The sequence below is a fragment of the Mucilaginibacter sp. P2_A5 genome (assembly GCF_056404995.1).
In genome coordinates, this window is record NZ_JBFUCY010000015.1 from 105,398 (window position 1) to 120,337 (window position 14,940).

The 14,940-nt window shown below is 42.2% G+C and carries 17 protein-coding genes; 5 read left to right on the forward strand and 12 right to left on the reverse strand.

Annotated features, from left to right (window positions below; genetic code table 11):
- Nucleotides 1-8 precede the first annotated feature (8 nt).
- On the reverse strand, nt 9-1,535 hold the full coding sequence (locus AC1DXF_RS14815) for a GNAT family N-acetyltransferase (protein WP_477449501.1): 1,527 nt from the start codon (nt 1,533-1,535) through the stop codon (nt 9-11).
- A gap of 372 nt (nt 1,536-1,907) precedes the next feature.
- On the opposite strand from AC1DXF_RS14815, the gene hemA reads away from it, so the two are divergent.
- Nucleotides 1,908-3,134, forward strand: a complete 1,227-nt coding sequence (hemA, locus tag AC1DXF_RS14820) for a glutamyl-tRNA reductase (RefSeq protein WP_477449502.1) — start codon at nt 1,908-1,910, stop codon at nt 3,132-3,134.
- 180 nt (nt 3,135-3,314) lie between these two features.
- Here hemA and AC1DXF_RS14825 read toward each other — a convergent pair whose 3' ends face one another.
- Nucleotides 3,315-3,476, reverse strand: a complete 162-nt coding sequence (locus tag AC1DXF_RS14825) for a hypothetical protein (RefSeq protein WP_477449503.1) — start codon at nt 3,474-3,476, stop codon at nt 3,315-3,317.
- A 34-nt stretch (nt 3,477-3,510) separates the two neighbouring features.
- A complete protein-coding gene (locus tag AC1DXF_RS14830; RefSeq protein WP_477449504.1) occupies nt 3,511-3,951 on the reverse strand; it encodes a DUF6934 family protein in 441 nt (146 codons plus the stop codon).
- Between the two features lie 608 nt (nt 3,952-4,559).
- Here AC1DXF_RS14830 and AC1DXF_RS14835 point away from each other — a divergent pair.
- Entirely contained in the window at nt 4,560-4,964 is a 405-nt protein-coding gene (locus tag AC1DXF_RS14835) for a hypothetical protein (protein ID WP_477449505.1), read from the forward strand.
- Here AC1DXF_RS14835 and AC1DXF_RS14840 read toward each other — a convergent pair.
- The 4 genes from AC1DXF_RS14840 to AC1DXF_RS14855 all read right to left on the reverse strand — a co-directional run bounded on the left by AC1DXF_RS14840 (nt 4,961) and on the right by AC1DXF_RS14855 (nt 8,385).
- Nucleotides 4,961-5,959 carry an ABC transporter ATP-binding protein gene (locus AC1DXF_RS14840; protein ID WP_477449506.1) on the reverse strand — a complete coding sequence of 333 codons (999 nt, stop codon included), beginning with the start codon at nt 5,957-5,959 and terminating at the stop codon, nt 4,961-4,963. The genes AC1DXF_RS14835 and AC1DXF_RS14840 overlap by 4 nt on opposite strands.
- Before the next feature lie 205 nt (nt 5,960-6,164).
- Nucleotides 6,165-7,010, reverse strand: a complete 846-nt coding sequence (locus AC1DXF_RS14845; protein WP_477449507.1) for an outer membrane beta-barrel protein — start codon at nt 7,008-7,010, stop codon at nt 6,165-6,167.
- Between the two features lie 30 nt (nt 7,011-7,040).
- Nucleotides 7,041-7,853 (reverse strand): hypothetical protein, encoded by an 813-nt coding sequence (locus tag AC1DXF_RS14850; RefSeq protein ID WP_477449508.1) that lies wholly within the window; start codon nt 7,851-7,853, stop codon nt 7,041-7,043.
- Nucleotides 7,813-8,385: an RNA polymerase sigma factor gene (locus AC1DXF_RS14855; protein WP_477449509.1), complete on the reverse strand. Its 573-nt coding sequence runs from the start codon at nt 8,383-8,385 to the stop codon at nt 7,813-7,815. Before AC1DXF_RS14855 ends, AC1DXF_RS14850 begins: the two co-directional genes overlap by 41 nt.
- 111 nt (nt 8,386-8,496) lie before the next feature.
- On the opposite strand from AC1DXF_RS14855, the gene AC1DXF_RS14860 reads away from it, so the two are divergent.
- The 3 genes from AC1DXF_RS14860 to AC1DXF_RS14870 are packed head-to-tail and all read left to right on the forward strand — an operon-like array spanning nt 8,497 to nt 10,777.
- Entirely contained in the window at nt 8,497-9,762 is a 1,266-nt protein-coding gene (locus tag AC1DXF_RS14860) for a metal-dependent hydrolase family protein (protein ID WP_477449510.1), read from the forward strand.
- 28 nt (nt 9,763-9,790) lie between these two features.
- Nucleotides 9,791-10,564 carry a hypothetical protein gene (locus AC1DXF_RS14865; protein ID WP_477449511.1) on the forward strand — a complete coding sequence of 258 codons (774 nt, stop codon included), beginning with the start codon at nt 9,791-9,793 and terminating at the stop codon, nt 10,562-10,564.
- Nucleotides 10,565-10,603: 39 nt separating this feature from the next.
- A complete protein-coding gene (locus tag AC1DXF_RS14870; protein WP_477449512.1) occupies nt 10,604-10,777 on the forward strand; it encodes a hypothetical protein in 174 nt (57 codons plus the stop codon).
- Nucleotides 10,778-10,787: 10 nt separating this feature from the next.
- Here the strand turns inward: AC1DXF_RS14870 and AC1DXF_RS14875 are convergent, their stop codons facing one another.
- The 5 genes from AC1DXF_RS14875 to AC1DXF_RS14895 form a co-directional block, all read right to left on the reverse strand.
- Nucleotides 10,788-11,321 carry a CopD family protein gene (locus AC1DXF_RS14875; RefSeq protein ID WP_477449513.1) on the reverse strand — a complete coding sequence of 178 codons (534 nt, stop codon included), beginning with the start codon at nt 11,319-11,321 and terminating at the stop codon, nt 10,788-10,790.
- 112 nt (nt 11,322-11,433) lie between these two features.
- Nucleotides 11,434-12,459 (reverse strand): uroporphyrinogen decarboxylase, encoded by a 1,026-nt coding sequence (gene hemE / locus AC1DXF_RS14880; protein WP_477449514.1) that lies wholly within the window; start codon nt 12,457-12,459, stop codon nt 11,434-11,436.
- 162 nt (nt 12,460-12,621) lie between these two features.
- Nucleotides 12,622-13,146, reverse strand: coding sequence for a tetratricopeptide repeat protein (locus AC1DXF_RS14885; RefSeq protein WP_477449515.1), 525 nt, complete (start codon nt 13,144-13,146; stop codon nt 12,622-12,624).
- Nucleotides 13,147-13,149: 3 nt separating this feature from the next.
- Complete coding sequence (locus AC1DXF_RS14890; protein ID WP_477449516.1) at nt 13,150-13,857, reverse strand: response regulator transcription factor; 708 nt, start codon at nt 13,855-13,857, stop codon at nt 13,150-13,152.
- Nucleotides 13,858-14,017: 160 nt separating this feature from the next.
- Nucleotides 14,018-14,887, reverse strand: a complete 870-nt coding sequence (locus AC1DXF_RS14895) for a sensor histidine kinase (protein WP_477449517.1) — start codon at nt 14,885-14,887, stop codon at nt 14,018-14,020.
- Nucleotides 14,888-14,940 lie beyond the last annotated feature (53 nt).

A 14,940-nucleotide genomic window follows, 5' to 3' on the forward strand; every position in this document is an offset into this window, starting at 1 on the left:
ACTCAATACTACACTTTTTTTCCGTTAAATGTAATATTATACAAATCGGTCCGGCGGTCTTTCAAATTTTGTACACTGCCGTATTCATGTAGTTCGTCCAGTAATGAAAGGTCAACATCGGCAATCACAATCATTTCGCTGTTTGGAGTCGCCTCGGACTGAATGCCATTGGTAGGGAAACCAAAATCAGATGGCGTAAACACCGCCGACTGCGCGTAGCTGATGCCCATGTTATTTACATTGGGCAGGTTGCCCACGCAGCCCGCTATGGCTACATAACATTCATTCTCGACGGCGCGCGCCTGCGAGCAGAATTTAACCCGGTTGTAGCCATTTTGAGTATCGGTTAAAAATGGCACAAACAGGATTTGCATATCCTGGCTGGCCAAAATGCGCGATAACTCGGGGAACTCCACATCATAACAAATCAGGATCCCGATTTTACCCGAATCCGTTTCAAAAACCTTTACCTCATCGCCGCCGCGGATACCCCATGAGCTGATCTCGGACGGGGTAGGGTGGATCTTATAAACCTCTTCCATACTGCCATTGCGCCTGAAGAGGTACGATACATTGTATAACGAATCTTCAAAAATGGTAGGCATGCTACCCGCTATGATATTTACATTGTACGATACCGCCAGTTTTGAAAATTCTTCGATAATGGGCTGGGTATATTTGGCCAGCTCGCGCATGGCTTTGGCGCTATCCATGTGGTTGTAATCGGCCATTAAAGGAGTGCCGAATAACTCGGGGAACAGTATAAAATCTGCCTGGTAATCGCTTACCGCGTCTACAAAATATTCGGCATGCTTTAACAGTTCGCTGATGTTATTGTAAGGGCGCATCTGCCACTGTACCAGACCAATGCGTACTACTGTTTTTTGGTTAATAGCGGTGCTTATTTCCTCGTAATATACATTGTTCCACTCAATCAAGGTAGCAAACCCTTTGCTGCGGCTATCCTCGGGGAGGTAATTACGCAGCACTTTGCGTACGTGAAAATCATTGGCCAACTGGAACGACAGGGTAGGGTCATATATCTCTTTATACTTTACCTTATCAATATACTGGCGGGGTGTAAGATCGTTCTGAAACTTCTGATAATTGGGGATACGGCCACCGGCAATGATGCTTTTAAGGTTAAGCTTTTCGCACAGTGCCTTGCGGGCATCATAAAGGCGGCGGGCCAGGCGCAGGCCACGATACTTTGGATGGATAAAAACATCAATACCATATAATACATCTCCCTTATCGGTATGGGTTTTAAAAGTACTGTCGCCGGTTATTTGTTTGTAAGTATGGTTATCGCCAAATTTTTGATAGTCGACTATAATGGCCAACGCGCAGCCAACCACCACATCGTTCACGGTTACGCAAATCTGTCCTTCGGGGAATATTTTAATAAGCTTTTTAATGGAATTGGCGTCCCAGTAATCCTCATCCATATCCATATATGCCGACTTCATCGATTTTTTTAGCTCCTGGTAATCCTGTACTTCCAGGTTACGCATTTCAACACTTTGCAGATCCATATTTTTGTTTTGATATTCTGTATGCTTAATAAAAATGCAGAGGATTTGTTTTGCCCTTAAGGTAAGCTTTTAACGTTAACTTTTGCGGCGCCGCATCACAAAGAGTTAATGCCCGGTTGCAGCGCGGTGCGAAACCAGCCGCCAAACGCACTACATTTAAATTAGCCCAAGTTTCTTATCAAACTTTTGTTTTTAAGTATATGCACTACAGATATCCGATATTTTGTTAAATAGGGTTTTCGACAGTTTAAATGCGGTTTTTAAGTCATTTTATGCTAATTTATAACCGTTCTAAATACGCCTGTTTGACAAAGTGTTGACATTGCATCCCTTTTATAGTGATATTTTTGTTCGGTCAAATTTAAAACTGCTTTGAAGTATTTAAAGGTTATTGCTTTTACACACAAACAGATTGAACTGAAGGAAATAGGAAGATTGGTGGTTTGCCAGGAAAATCTGACTGAAAAGCTTCAACAGGTTAAAACTCAATTTGGAATACCGGAAATATTCTATCTGGCTACATGTAACCGTGTGGAATTTGTTATGACTACCCCACAGGTGGTTGATAAGGATTTTGCCAAACGTTTTATTGAGGCTTTTAATACCGAACTGTGTGAGCATTCCTTGAGTACCTTCATGGATGGCGCTTCCATTTATGAAGACCAGGAAGCCATGGTGCACCTGCTGCGTACTTCATGCTCGTTAGAGAGTTTGATAGTTGGCGAAAAGGAGATATTGGCCCAGCTGCGCAAAGCATATGAACACTGCAAAGAAGCCGGCCTTACCGGCGACGGATTACGTATGATTATGAACTGTGTGGTTAAAACAGCCAAGGAAGTTTATACCCATACCAATATCTCAAAAAATCCTATTTCGGTTGTCTCGTTAGCTTATCGCAAGCTTAAAGATTTGAACCTTTGCTCAAATGCCCGCATATTGATTATCGGAGCCGGCGAAACCAACCGTAATATCTCTAAGTACCTGCAAAAACATAAGTTCAGCAACTTCGCGGTTTTTAACCGGACGGTTTCAAAGGCTACACAGTTAGCCAAAGACCTGGGCGGCGAGGCATTTGATCTGGAAGCGCTTAAAACATACAATAAAGGCTTCGACGCCATTATCACCTGCACATCGGCAGTTGAGCCTATCATCACCACCGAAATTTACCAATCGCTGCTCAACGGCGAAACCGGCAAAAAAACCATCGTTGATTTGGCCATCCCTAACGATACCGCTCCAGAAGTTTTAGAGCAATTCCCGGTTAACTTTATCGAAGTACATTCATTAAACGAGGTTGCCAAACGTAACCTGCAGGAGCGCTACCACGAGTTGGTACATGCCGAAGGTATTATTGAACAAAACATAGCCGAGTTCTTAACCCAACTGAAACAACGCCGTATTGAAGTAGCCATGCGCCAGGTGCCCGAAAAGATAAAAGAGATCCGCAATACGGCCATCAATTCTGTTTTTGCCGATGAAGTACAAAGTATGGATCAGCAATCGCGCGATATCCTGGAAAAAGTAATTAACTACATGGAAAAAAAATATATCAGTGTGCCAATGGTTATGGCTAAGGATATATTGATTAATGAGAATTGATTTTCATTAATTGCTGCTACCGCGAGTTTAACGAAGTGTAACTCGTGGTAATGCATAAATTAAGCTTCCAGCTTAATTTTCCTCAATTTTTTATAGAAAGATCAATAAGCATCAAATCAAATTGATATTCATAAAAAAAGCCGGATAAATCCAGCCTTTTATTTATTGTCGTAATAAATATTAGCTTTTTTTACTTTCAGGTAGAATAATCTTACTAACCGCTTTTCTTGCTTCTTCAGCCTTCTTTATGAAAAAAGGGTCATTAGCATAGCTTTTAACATCGTTGCTTAAAATAGCATTCCCGTGTCCTTTTTCAACTCCTGCTTTTTTTACAATAGCCATAACTCTCAATTTTTTCTATATCAAATATACGATTCTATTTTCTTTTCACCAAGAATGCATCATAATTGACGTTCTTCTTAAACTCTGATGGCACACCGTCTATTAGCCCGTAAATATCGAAATCTATTCTAATATCGTCCCATAATCTTAAAATTCCCATTTGGTACAATCGTGTTCGTGCTAATGTGCTGCCCTCAGCATAGATGTAATGATTTCCAAAGTGGTCACTAAAATCGATGATACTATTTGCTACTGTAGCAAGTACAATATCTCTATCGTTATTATCGGTGGTAACCATATCACTAATAGATCCAGTTTCAGGGTCTTCATCTCCGAAAGCCAGGTTATAAATGGCAGGAATTTCCTGTACCTTGGTAAACCTGATTACTTTTTTAATCTTACCTTTTGGACCTTCACTATAAAAAACATAGTCCTGGTAATTTGCAGTGAAGTAAGCGTAGCGGTCTAAATTCATTTAGCGAAGTAAATTTAAATACTCGTTAAATCAAAGCAAACAGATATTTGAAATTTAAGATGGAAAATGATATTATAACTTGCTTTGGAAGAATGTTTCTACAATTAAAGATCTTTAAACTTGCCGGGGTAATTCTCGCTATATTTTAATATCCAATTGTATTTATATCGCTGAAAAACAAGATCATTCTTGAGGTTATCGCCTACATCGCTTTACTGACTGGCTTCGCCTTTTTTTGGGCCAATTGTTTTGAGTGGTTTATCCATCGTAAGGGCGACGATTTTGAATGGAATATATTCATCTGCATAGGCTTAACTTATCTGTTTAACTTTATCTACTACTTTACTTTAACAAGGATTAATATTTACTTTTTTATGTTGGTGCCTATAATTATTGCAGTTTTGGCAATTCCTGTGGGGTTTTTACTGATGATGACGCTTGCCATCGGAGGCACACCGGCCCAAATTACCTATTTGTACACCTTTACCTATCTTTTTCTTTCGCTGATCGCTATTCTTATCACATTCCATAAATGTAAATTTGTTGAAGGGGTGGTTTAATTTTGGCGAGGATATTGCTAACTTGATGCCTATAAATCTTGTTAAGCAATGTCTGAAACCGTTACTGTTGATGAAGCGTTAAAAAAGGGTCAACGCATGATAAATTACCCTGTTTTCGCAATACAGATGGTCGGATTTGGCGTTGCGTATTATTTGACAACATTTCCCGCTTTTCCTCAGTGGATAGCGTTGATTGTTTTTATATTAGGATTTACAGGAGCCTGGCTTTATTGGAGTTTTAATATTACAAAATGGAAATTGTGGGCATTCAAAAATGTTGACGACGTGTACGATTTAAAATATAGGGCGATAAAAGGAAAGCTAATTTGGCCCGATGGTAGCATTTGGGAAAAAACGGAGATTTGGTCAGCTGCCGACAAAAAAAAATGGATCCAGCTTCAGGAACGGTTTATTGAATATGATGAATTTGATGACTCACATGATGTTCACTAATATTCCAGCCACTTCCAAAACCTAACCGATACCATATCGCCCTCTTTGTAACTATCGGGTTCGCCATTGGATACGCGGAGTAGCACGCCTTCTTTTTCGAGTATCAGGTCTTCATAAAATCCCCGGAAAAGGATCTGTTTTATTGCCCAGCTTTTGGTTGATGAGATCAGTTTGATTCTTATCCAGTCAGGATAAATTACCAGGTGATCTTTTATGGTTTCGATACCGCAAATCTGCGCGTCGGCAGCGCTAAGCACGTTACAGTTGCTTAACAGTTGGGCGGTATACAAATGTTGCGGGTGTTGATACAGCATTTTGGGGTGCCCCTGCTCCACAATCTGGCCGTTTTTTATCACTACCAGTTCATCTGCCATAGATAGCACCTCGGCCGGGTCATGTGATACCATGATCACTGTAATACCAAGCTCTTTTACAATTTGCCTAATGTCCTGCTGCAAACCCTCCCTGAACGATGTATCCACCTGGTTAAACGGCTCATCCAGTAGTAAAACCTGCGGACGGGTAATTATCGCCCTTGCAATGGCCACGCGCTGCTTTTCGCCGCCACTCAGGTCGGCCACCCGTTTGTCGGCCATGTGGAGCATGTTAAGTTGTGTTAAAATTTGCTCGGTTTTTTCCTTTTTTGCTTTTAGGTCGGTTGCAGGCAGCATTGCCGCTACATTATCCCAAACTTTGGCAAACAGGTTCAGGTCGTCGGTATGCTGGGTAACCATTTTCATGGCATCATGGCCGGGAATCAGCTTTTCTTCAGGCCCCCAGATGCGTTCGCCTTTAAATTTGACGACGCCTTCATCCGGCGAAAGCAAACCGTATAATAGGCGTAATAGCGTGCTTTTTCCGCTGCCGCTCTCGCCAATAATAGCTGTTATTTTACCGGGAGAGATGGATATACTGGTAGTTTTAACACCGGCCGCCTGCTTACCGGGATATATTTTACTTACAGCAATGGCCTGCAAAAAAGGAGTGTCTGACATCAAAGCAAAGATAATACGATTTAGGGATTTAGCAGGATTGACAGGATTTTTGCGTAGCGGACAGAAAACAGCAAAAATGGATCAGATTTATTAAAGCTTATCCGGGTATCTACGTCAATCCTTAAATCGTATCAAAATGAAGAGGCACATGTAATGCGCCTCTCCAAAAATCCTGTTAATCATGTATAATCTTGAAAATCGTGTTTTAGAAGCCTAAAGTCAATCCAAAGCTGAAGTTCTTCAATCCTTTTTGTTCGGGACTGTTTTCAAACATATCGTTAAAGTAGTACTTGGCGTAGATGCCCATGATACCATAGCCCATTCGGACGAATGCCCCGGTGCGTAGTTTGGCAAAATGATAATCATCATCAAACTTTTGCTTGCCGCGTTCGTCGCTGATTTGTTTTACGCGGCCGTTAAGCAGGATGCCCACTTCCGGGCCGGCAACCAGGCGGAAATAATTGCCGCGGCTATCTTCATGACTGCGGTAGTAAAACGATAACGGGATACGCAGGTAACTTGATGAAAACCGGTTTTTGCTGAAGTGAATGCTATCCGGCAGATACGTTAACACGGGTGCATTGCGTTGTATAGTAATGTCCTGGCGCAAACGGATGTTGGTCCAGTCGAACCCGCCCGAAACATATATTTTGAAGGCACTGTTAAAACGGTAACCAAACTGCACCACATCAAAACCAAAGTTGGCTGTTTTGGCCTGGCGATAGCTGAGGAACTTATTTTTATCGGATAAGGTGAAACTGCCATTGTCAATCAGGGTTGCAAAACCCAGGTCGATCCTTGAAAAAGTTATCCCAAACGAAAAGCCGGGCGCTTTAGTCCGCTGTACTTTTGTGGTATCGTTGGTATATGGCGATACATACGGTGCATCATTACCCACACCCAGTTTCACCCTAACCCTTTTTTTAGTAACTATAGTGGTATCTGAAGCTGTTTTGATGGTATCGGTTGTTGTGGTAGTAGTTGTGGTGGTTTGGGCAAAGCCGTAGCTTGCTGCAACGCATAGCATTGCCGTTAAAATTAAACGTTTCATATTATCTGGTATATATTTTTTCTTTAGATTTTATTTTTCTTTTTTCACTTTGATAATGCCCAGGTTTACGCCGGTAATGGTGGCATCGTCCTCATCGGTATTGCTAAATTCAATGATCTTGTCTTTCCGCTTATCAACAGCGGCTATCATCACATTAAACACATCGCCCAAACTGCGGATCTTATGCTTTTTTGCTGGCGTAGCTGGCTTAATAGTTGCCACTTCTGTCGGGACAACGGGCGATTTAATATTTGCAAAAACCGGGGCTTCGTCAATATGCTTTGGGAATATCCTGGTAACACTATCCGGCTGTACCGCAACTTTTACTTCCCGCTTATTAGTTGCTGACGCTAATGCCGGCTGAGGATCGTCGGGCTTTGCAATATCCCCGGCAGACGCGGCTGTAACCGGGATTGCTGTAATAACCGCTTTTTTATTCCGTTTGTGTATGCTGATAGCCGCCAAACTGTTAGCTGGCGCTGCCGCCACTTCCTCCGGCTTTTTACCGGCAGCAATTTCAGGCCGTGCCGCCTGGATTGGCCCGACAGCCATTTTTGGCTTTATTGGATGGTTAACACCTGCCAGCCCATCTTTTTTAGGGTTGATTGTTTTTACTTCTTTAGGGACAAATAAAACACCGGCGGTTATCAATAAAACTGCCGCTGCCGCAATACTCAGGTATGGCAGCCATACCTTTTTGCGTTTGCCTGAATCCAATTCGCCGGTAATCCCTGTCCACACGTTTGCAGATGGTTCTATCTCGTAATCGTTTAATGCCGATTGAAATAGCTTGTCCAGATCCTTATCCTGCATATCCATAGCTTTTGCTCTCCATTTTTGCAATTTGTTCCTTTAATATCGTTCTCGCCCTTGATAGCTGCGATTTTGATGCCCCTTCGGTGATGCCTACAATTTCGGCAATTTCTTTGTGTGCGTAACCTTCTAAAGCATACAGGTTAAATACAATGCGGTAACCCGGTGCAAGTTGCTGTATCATTCCCATCAGTACTTTAGCATCAAGGTTGGCGGCAGCTATCGGGTTAACCGATGGTTCGGTGCCTGCCTCGTCTATATCAACCACCTGCATCATTTTGTGGTGCTTACGATAGTATTCAATAGAACTGTGTACCATAATGCGCCTTACCCAACCTTCAAATGATCCGTCTGCCCGGTAATCGGCCATTTTGCCAAAAACTTTGATAAACCCGTTTTGAAGCATGTCTTCGGCCTCCATTCTATCGGTAGCGTAGCGCATACACACGGCCAGCATTTTACCCGCCAATTGTTTGTATAACAATTCCTGTGCCTTACGCTCGCCCGCTTTGCAGCGGTCAACCAATTGTTCGATAGTATATTTAGGTTCCAAAAACATCATTTAAAAGTAAGATGGTAACCTGGGGCAAATGGTTGCATGGGGTTTGAAATATTTTTTAATTATTGGGCGGCGACTTTAAATCTCCTATAAAGTAAGCTATCTTTATTTATAATGAAGAAAACACTAGTCACAATAATACTCCTCATTTTTTGCCTGCCCATATTTGCCCAAAAAACTGAAACCTATATATTACTGAAACCCGACCGTGTTTTCGATGGTGAGCAGATGCACACAGGCTGGTGGGTACTGGTAAAAGGCAATCATATTGAAACAGCAGGGGAGGCCGCTACGATAAAAATACCTGGCAATGCTAAGGTGATTGACCTGAAGGGCACAACCCTGATGCCCGGGCTGATTGAAGGCCACTCGCATCTTTTCCTGCATCCCTATAACGAAACTGCCTGGAACGACCAGGTACTTGGCGAAAGCCGTGCCGAGCGTACCGCCCGTGCGGTTAACCATGCCCGCGAAACTTTGATGGCCGGCTTTACTACCGTGCGTGACCTTGGAACCGAAGGCGCTGCCTACGATGATGCGGGCTTAAAAACTGCGATTGAAAAAGGCATAATCCCCGGCCCCAGGATGTTGGTAGCCACCCGGGCAATTGTAGCCACCGGCAGTTATGGCCCTAAATCGGAAGTTGCCGAAGCCAGCATAATTAAAGGCGGAGAAGAAGCTGACGGTATTGATGGAATAGCCAGGGTGGTGCGGTCGCAAATTGGCCATGGCGCAGATGTGGTAAAGATTTATGTGGACTATCGTTGGGGGATAAACGGTACTGCTGCCCCTACTTTTACCGAAGAAGAACTGAAAGTAGCTGTACAGGTAGCTAAAAGCAGCGGCCGCACGGTTGCTGTACATGCCTCAACTACCGAAGGCATGCGCCGGGCCATAGCGGCAGGCGTAACTACCATTGAGCATGGCGACGGTGGCACGCCAGAACTGTTTAAGCTGATGAAAGAAAAAGGCATAGCCCTTTGCCCAACCCTTAATGCTACGGAATCTATTTCAAGCTACAAAGGATGGAAGAAAGGCATCGACCCGGAGCCGGCAGGGGTGAAGCAAAAGCATTACATTTTTACCGAGGCATTAAAGGCCGGTGTTGCCATTTGTATGGGTGGCGATGTTGGTGTATTCAGCCACGGCGATAATGCCCAGGAAATGATATTAATGGCCGAATATGGCATGAAACCCTTAGCGGTACTGCGCTCGGCAACATCAGTTAACGCCGCAGTTTTTGGATTGAAGGATTTGGGGAATATCAAGGCAGGATACCTTGCGGACCTGGTTGCTGTTGACGGAAATCCGGTTGAGGATATGAAAGTTTTGAAAATGGTGAAGTTGGTGATGAAAGATGGGGTGATTGTAAAAGAATAATTGATATTTTTACGTATAACCGTATCACATGCAATATTCAACCTTTTTTAAAAAGCAATCAGCAGCTCTTATCGATATTTACCAGGAGCATTTCACAAAAACTATTTGGCAGGCTGTTTTATTGACAAGCATTAGCTGTATAATAACGGCGGTAATTTCAAATTATACCCAGTATGATCAAAGTGTAAAAAGCATCCCCGTAAGTGTATTAAGCTTTTTTAGTCTCCGTTTTAGTTTCAATGAAACTTATAGCGTAGTTGACAATGCCAAGTCCATTTTTATTTTTTTCGTGTCCATTTTTTCAATTAGCCAGGTTGGTAAGGTAACGATTAAGAATATAGCCTGCTTAGCAGCGATATTGTTTATATGTTGTTTGTTAGACCTGTCATTTTTCCAGTTAAAAGGACAACTGCACCACGGCATAGACAACCGGTATTTGGAAAAATGGGCCAGTGCGGTCATTTATATTTTAAGGCTTTACATGCCTTTAGTGTTATTTGCATTAACCATCCAAATCTGTACTTCCGGGGCAAAGTTTAAGGCCAGGAACATTGTTTTCCTGTTTATCACATTGTATTTTTTTAACGAGATGACTTTTTTAGTGATATCGTTAATGAGGACTTGTGTTTTTGAACTGTTACTATGCCTGTTTAATTCAAAAACATCACATTTTATTGCAGAAAGTATTTTAGGTGCCGGATTGATGGCATCGTTCGTTATAGGCTATCATTGCGCTATGACTGGTCCGTTTGTTTTAGGAGATGATGCTGGAGAAGATGCGGAAGAAAGCGTTGAAGCTTAAGTAAAAATATTAAATTATTCGCCGTATTTTTGATTAACTATGAAAGTTAAAGTAGATACAGAATTGCTGAAAAAAGCACGAAAAGTTACCGGGATAAAATCTGATAAGGTGATGGTTGAAAATGCTTTACAATTGTTTATCACCCTTGAAAACCAAAAAGGATTAATGAATTTGTGGGGTAAGGTCAAATTCAATGACGATTCACATGAATAGAAGTTCTTTGTTAATTCTTCTCCCTGAACCGCTTATAAATTTTCACTGCAATCATTAATATTACCGAAAGGGCGACCAGGCCAACAACGCCAAAAATCCAGTTTAACGTGCTTTTAAGTACCACAAGGAACACTATAGCAAAGAGGATGATAGTGGCTAACTCATTCCAAAGGCGGAGTTGTATAGATGTCCATTTGAATACACCGCTGCGCATTTGTTTTATTTTGTTTTGGCAGATAAAATGGTATATCACCAGAATAACTACAAAGCTAAGTTTAATATAAATCCATCCAAACTGAAGCCATACGGGCTTCAATGTAAGCATTGTGATGCCTGCTATTATAGTGATGTACATCGATGGAATAGCGATGATGTTCCATAGCTTCCGCTCAATAATCTCAAATTGCTCGGAAAGGATTGTACGGTTTGGTTCCGGCTTGTCCTGTGCCTCTGTGTGGTATATAAAAAGGCGAACGCTATAAAACAACCCCGCCATCCAGCAGACTACAAAAATGATATGTATGGCGAGAACGTATTCGTACATGATGGCGTTTTTGTATGTCATTGCGAGGAACGAAGCAATCGCGAACTTTGCAAGGCGGATATTGCATGGCTACGAGATTGCCACGCCATCGCTCGCAATGACATATTTGTTTTTAGTTTCTGTATTCCTTAACAATCTCTACCGCGTATTTCACATTATCAAACGGGATATCGGGCATAATGCCGTGGCCCAGGTTGAAAATGAAGCCGGGCTCGTCCTTCATCCGGTCGAACAGGCGGTATATGCGGTCTTTAATAACTTTTTTATCGGCGTACAATATATGCGGATCAAGGTTGCCCTGTACGGCTACACCGGCGGGTAAACGTTTTTTGATATCCAGCAAATCAACATTCCAGTCAATCGATACTACATCCGGCTTAGCCTCGGCCATTAACGGTGCAAAAACCGAACTGCCTTTACAGAACGATATCACAGGGATATCCTTACGGTTAAGCTTGCTGATGATCTGTTGGATGTAGTAGTGGCTAAACTCCTTATAATCATCCCATGCCAAAGCCTGTGCCCAGCTATCGAAAATTTGTACTGCGTTTACCCCGGCTTCAATTTGCAGGTTCAGGTAATCGGCCGTAACTGTAGCAATTTTTGATAACAGCTGATGGGCTATTGCCGGCTCATTGTGCAGCATCAGTTTGGTGAGCTTAAAATCTTTTGACGATCCGCCTTCAACCAGGTAGCTCATAACCGTGAACGGCGCGCCCGCAAAACCAATCAGCGGGATGCTGCCATTTAAACGCTGTTGAATCACCTTGATAGCATCGGCAACATATTGTAATTTATCACCTACATCGGTTTGCAGGTTATCAATATCTTTTTGGGTACGCACCGGGTTGGCAAACTTAGGACCTGTGCCGGCGTTGAAACTCAAATCGCCACCCATAGCTTCACCGGTAACCAAAATGTCCGAAAACAGGATGGCGCCATCTATGCCTAATAAATTAACCGGCAGCATGGTAACATCGGCGGCAAGCTCAGGTGTTTTACACATTTCCAAAAAGGAATACTTGTTTTTGATGTCCCAATATTCTTTCATGAAACGGCCGGCCTGGCGCATCATCCATACCGGTGGTCGTTCTGTTTTTTCGGAAAAAGCTGCCTTTATTAATAACGAATCTCTCATATCTTTGAAGAGAGTCAAGAGTCAAGAATCAAGAATCAAGAGTTAAGACTTTTGATTGCCGGTAACCATACCGACAATTTGCAGAGTGACATAGTTGGATCAACTTTTACGCTTTGCATTTTCATGTCTTGATTCTTGATTCTTGACTCTTGATTCTCAACTCTATATTTTTGTTTTAATCTCTTTATGAAGTTTGTTAATAACATCCTTCATTTTGGCGGTAATTTTATCGGCATGCTGCTCGGCCAATTGCAGGTAGGCTTTGGCTTTATCATAATCATTATGCCTTATACTGATATTGGCCACGGTAACCAACGCGGCTACATGGTCATTTACTGATCGCAGCGGGTATTGGGCTGCAATCTCATAATGCTTTTCGGCTGCTTTAAAATCCTGCTTTTGTATACAAATTCCGCCGTAAATAAATTCATAATAACCCCGGCGCTTTTTGCTCAGCCATTCGGGTTTGCTGATTTCTTTCAACGATGCCTCTGCCTTATCAAATTCCTTATGGTGAAAATATTTGGCCGCAACAACCAGGGTTCCCTGTTTAAAGTAATCCCATATTAGCAACAAAATCATCATAGCAGCAACAGCCGCAAGCTCATAAATGCGCAGGTACAGCAGTAGGCCTAACGATAGCAGGAAAACAAATGCAATAAATATGCGCACCCGGTTACTGAACATTAATTAGTGCTGATTATCGGTAAATTTATAGCCTACACCACGGATAGAGTGAAAATAAACCGGGTTTTTAGGATCTGGTTCAAAATACTTACGGAAGGTTAGGATAAAGTTATCGATAGTACGGGTGGATGGGTACACATCATAGTTCCAAACAGTTTCCAGTATCTGCTCGCGCGATACGGCATCGTTACGGCGCTCAATTAAAAGCTTCAGCAACATGGTTTCTTTTTTGGTAAGCGGGGTGATAGAACCATCTTCATTCACCAGCTCAAACGAGTTAAAGTGGATGGTTTTTTCGCCAATTTTGTAGCTGTTAAACTCTTTCAAGTCATCGCCTTTCAGGCTGCGTTTTACCAGGTTGTTCACCCTTAAAATAAGCTCTTCCAGGTTAAACGGCTTGGTTAAATAATCGTCGGCACCTTTTTTAAGGCCCGAAATTTTGTCTTCATTGGTGTTTTTGGCTGTAAGGAACATGATAGGTACCTCGGTATTTTCCAGTCGAATGGTTTCTGCAACCACAAAGCCGTCAATTTCGGGCATCATTACGTCCAATATCACCAGGTTAAAACGCTCTTCTTTAAATAATTGCAAAGCCTTTTTACCATTTTTAGCTGTCGAAACTTTATAACCTTCCAGCTCCAGGTTAAGTTTAATGGCTTCCAACAAATGCTCTTCGTCTTCGGCTAATAGAATTCTTTTCTTGATAAGCATATAACTTTTAATTTAATAAACACGAATTGTCACCAACTTTATCGAATTACACGAATTATAATTAAGCACCAATTCACACAAATTATATCTAATTACACGAATTGCCATTGAAATTATCGAAGCAGATTTGTGAAATTCGATATAATTGGTGCCATTCGTGTTATCCAAAAACAACTTCAAAAATACTACCAGCAGGGCGGTTGTCTTTCACCTTAATACTGGCATGGTGCTTATCCAGCACCTCTTTTACTATATACAGGCCCAGGCCGGTTCCTTTGGTGTTGCGGGTTTCCTCGCTGCCTACACGGTAAAAACGGTCGAAAATGCGGGCTTTTTCATTGTCGGCTATGCCGATGCCCTGGTCGGCTACTTCCAGGTATACCTTATCATCTTTTGAAAACAACTTAACCACCACTGCCGAGCATGGGCTGGAATATTTTACGGCGTTCTCGATTAAATTGGTTACTACGGATGTAAGCGCGAACTTATCGCCGGTGATCTCTATTTTGGGCTCAATCTCGGCATCGATGATCATTTGGTTGCAATCGCATTTGCTGATTTGCAAACGGTTTACAATACTATCCACCAAAACCGAAAGGTTAAAGCTGGCTTTAGGGAACGTGTAAGATTGGTTTTCGATTTTAGAGGCCAACAACATATTCTCGACCATATCATCCAGACGCTCTACATCGTTCAGCGATTTATCGATAAAATCCAACACCTGTTCCCTGGTCAGGTTGCGCTTTTGAATGGTTTGCAGCAGGATTTTTATAGATGCCAGCGGCGATTTCAATTCATGCGTTACCGAAAGTAAAAAGTTCTTTTTTTGCTCCTGCAGCTTACGCTCCTTATTGATGGTTTTATGCAGGCTAACGGCGCCCAACGTAAATACCAATATAAACATCGATCCCTCGCATAATACCATACTGATAGGCCTTGCATGAGGCGTTACCAACATATACCCCCACCATACCAGTTGAGCAACGGCATAGATGATGAGCGCGTAAAAAATTACAAATGTCCTTTTCATTTCAGTTTGCAGTTATCAGTTTGCAGTGGGCAATTTGCAGTTTGCAGTGGGCA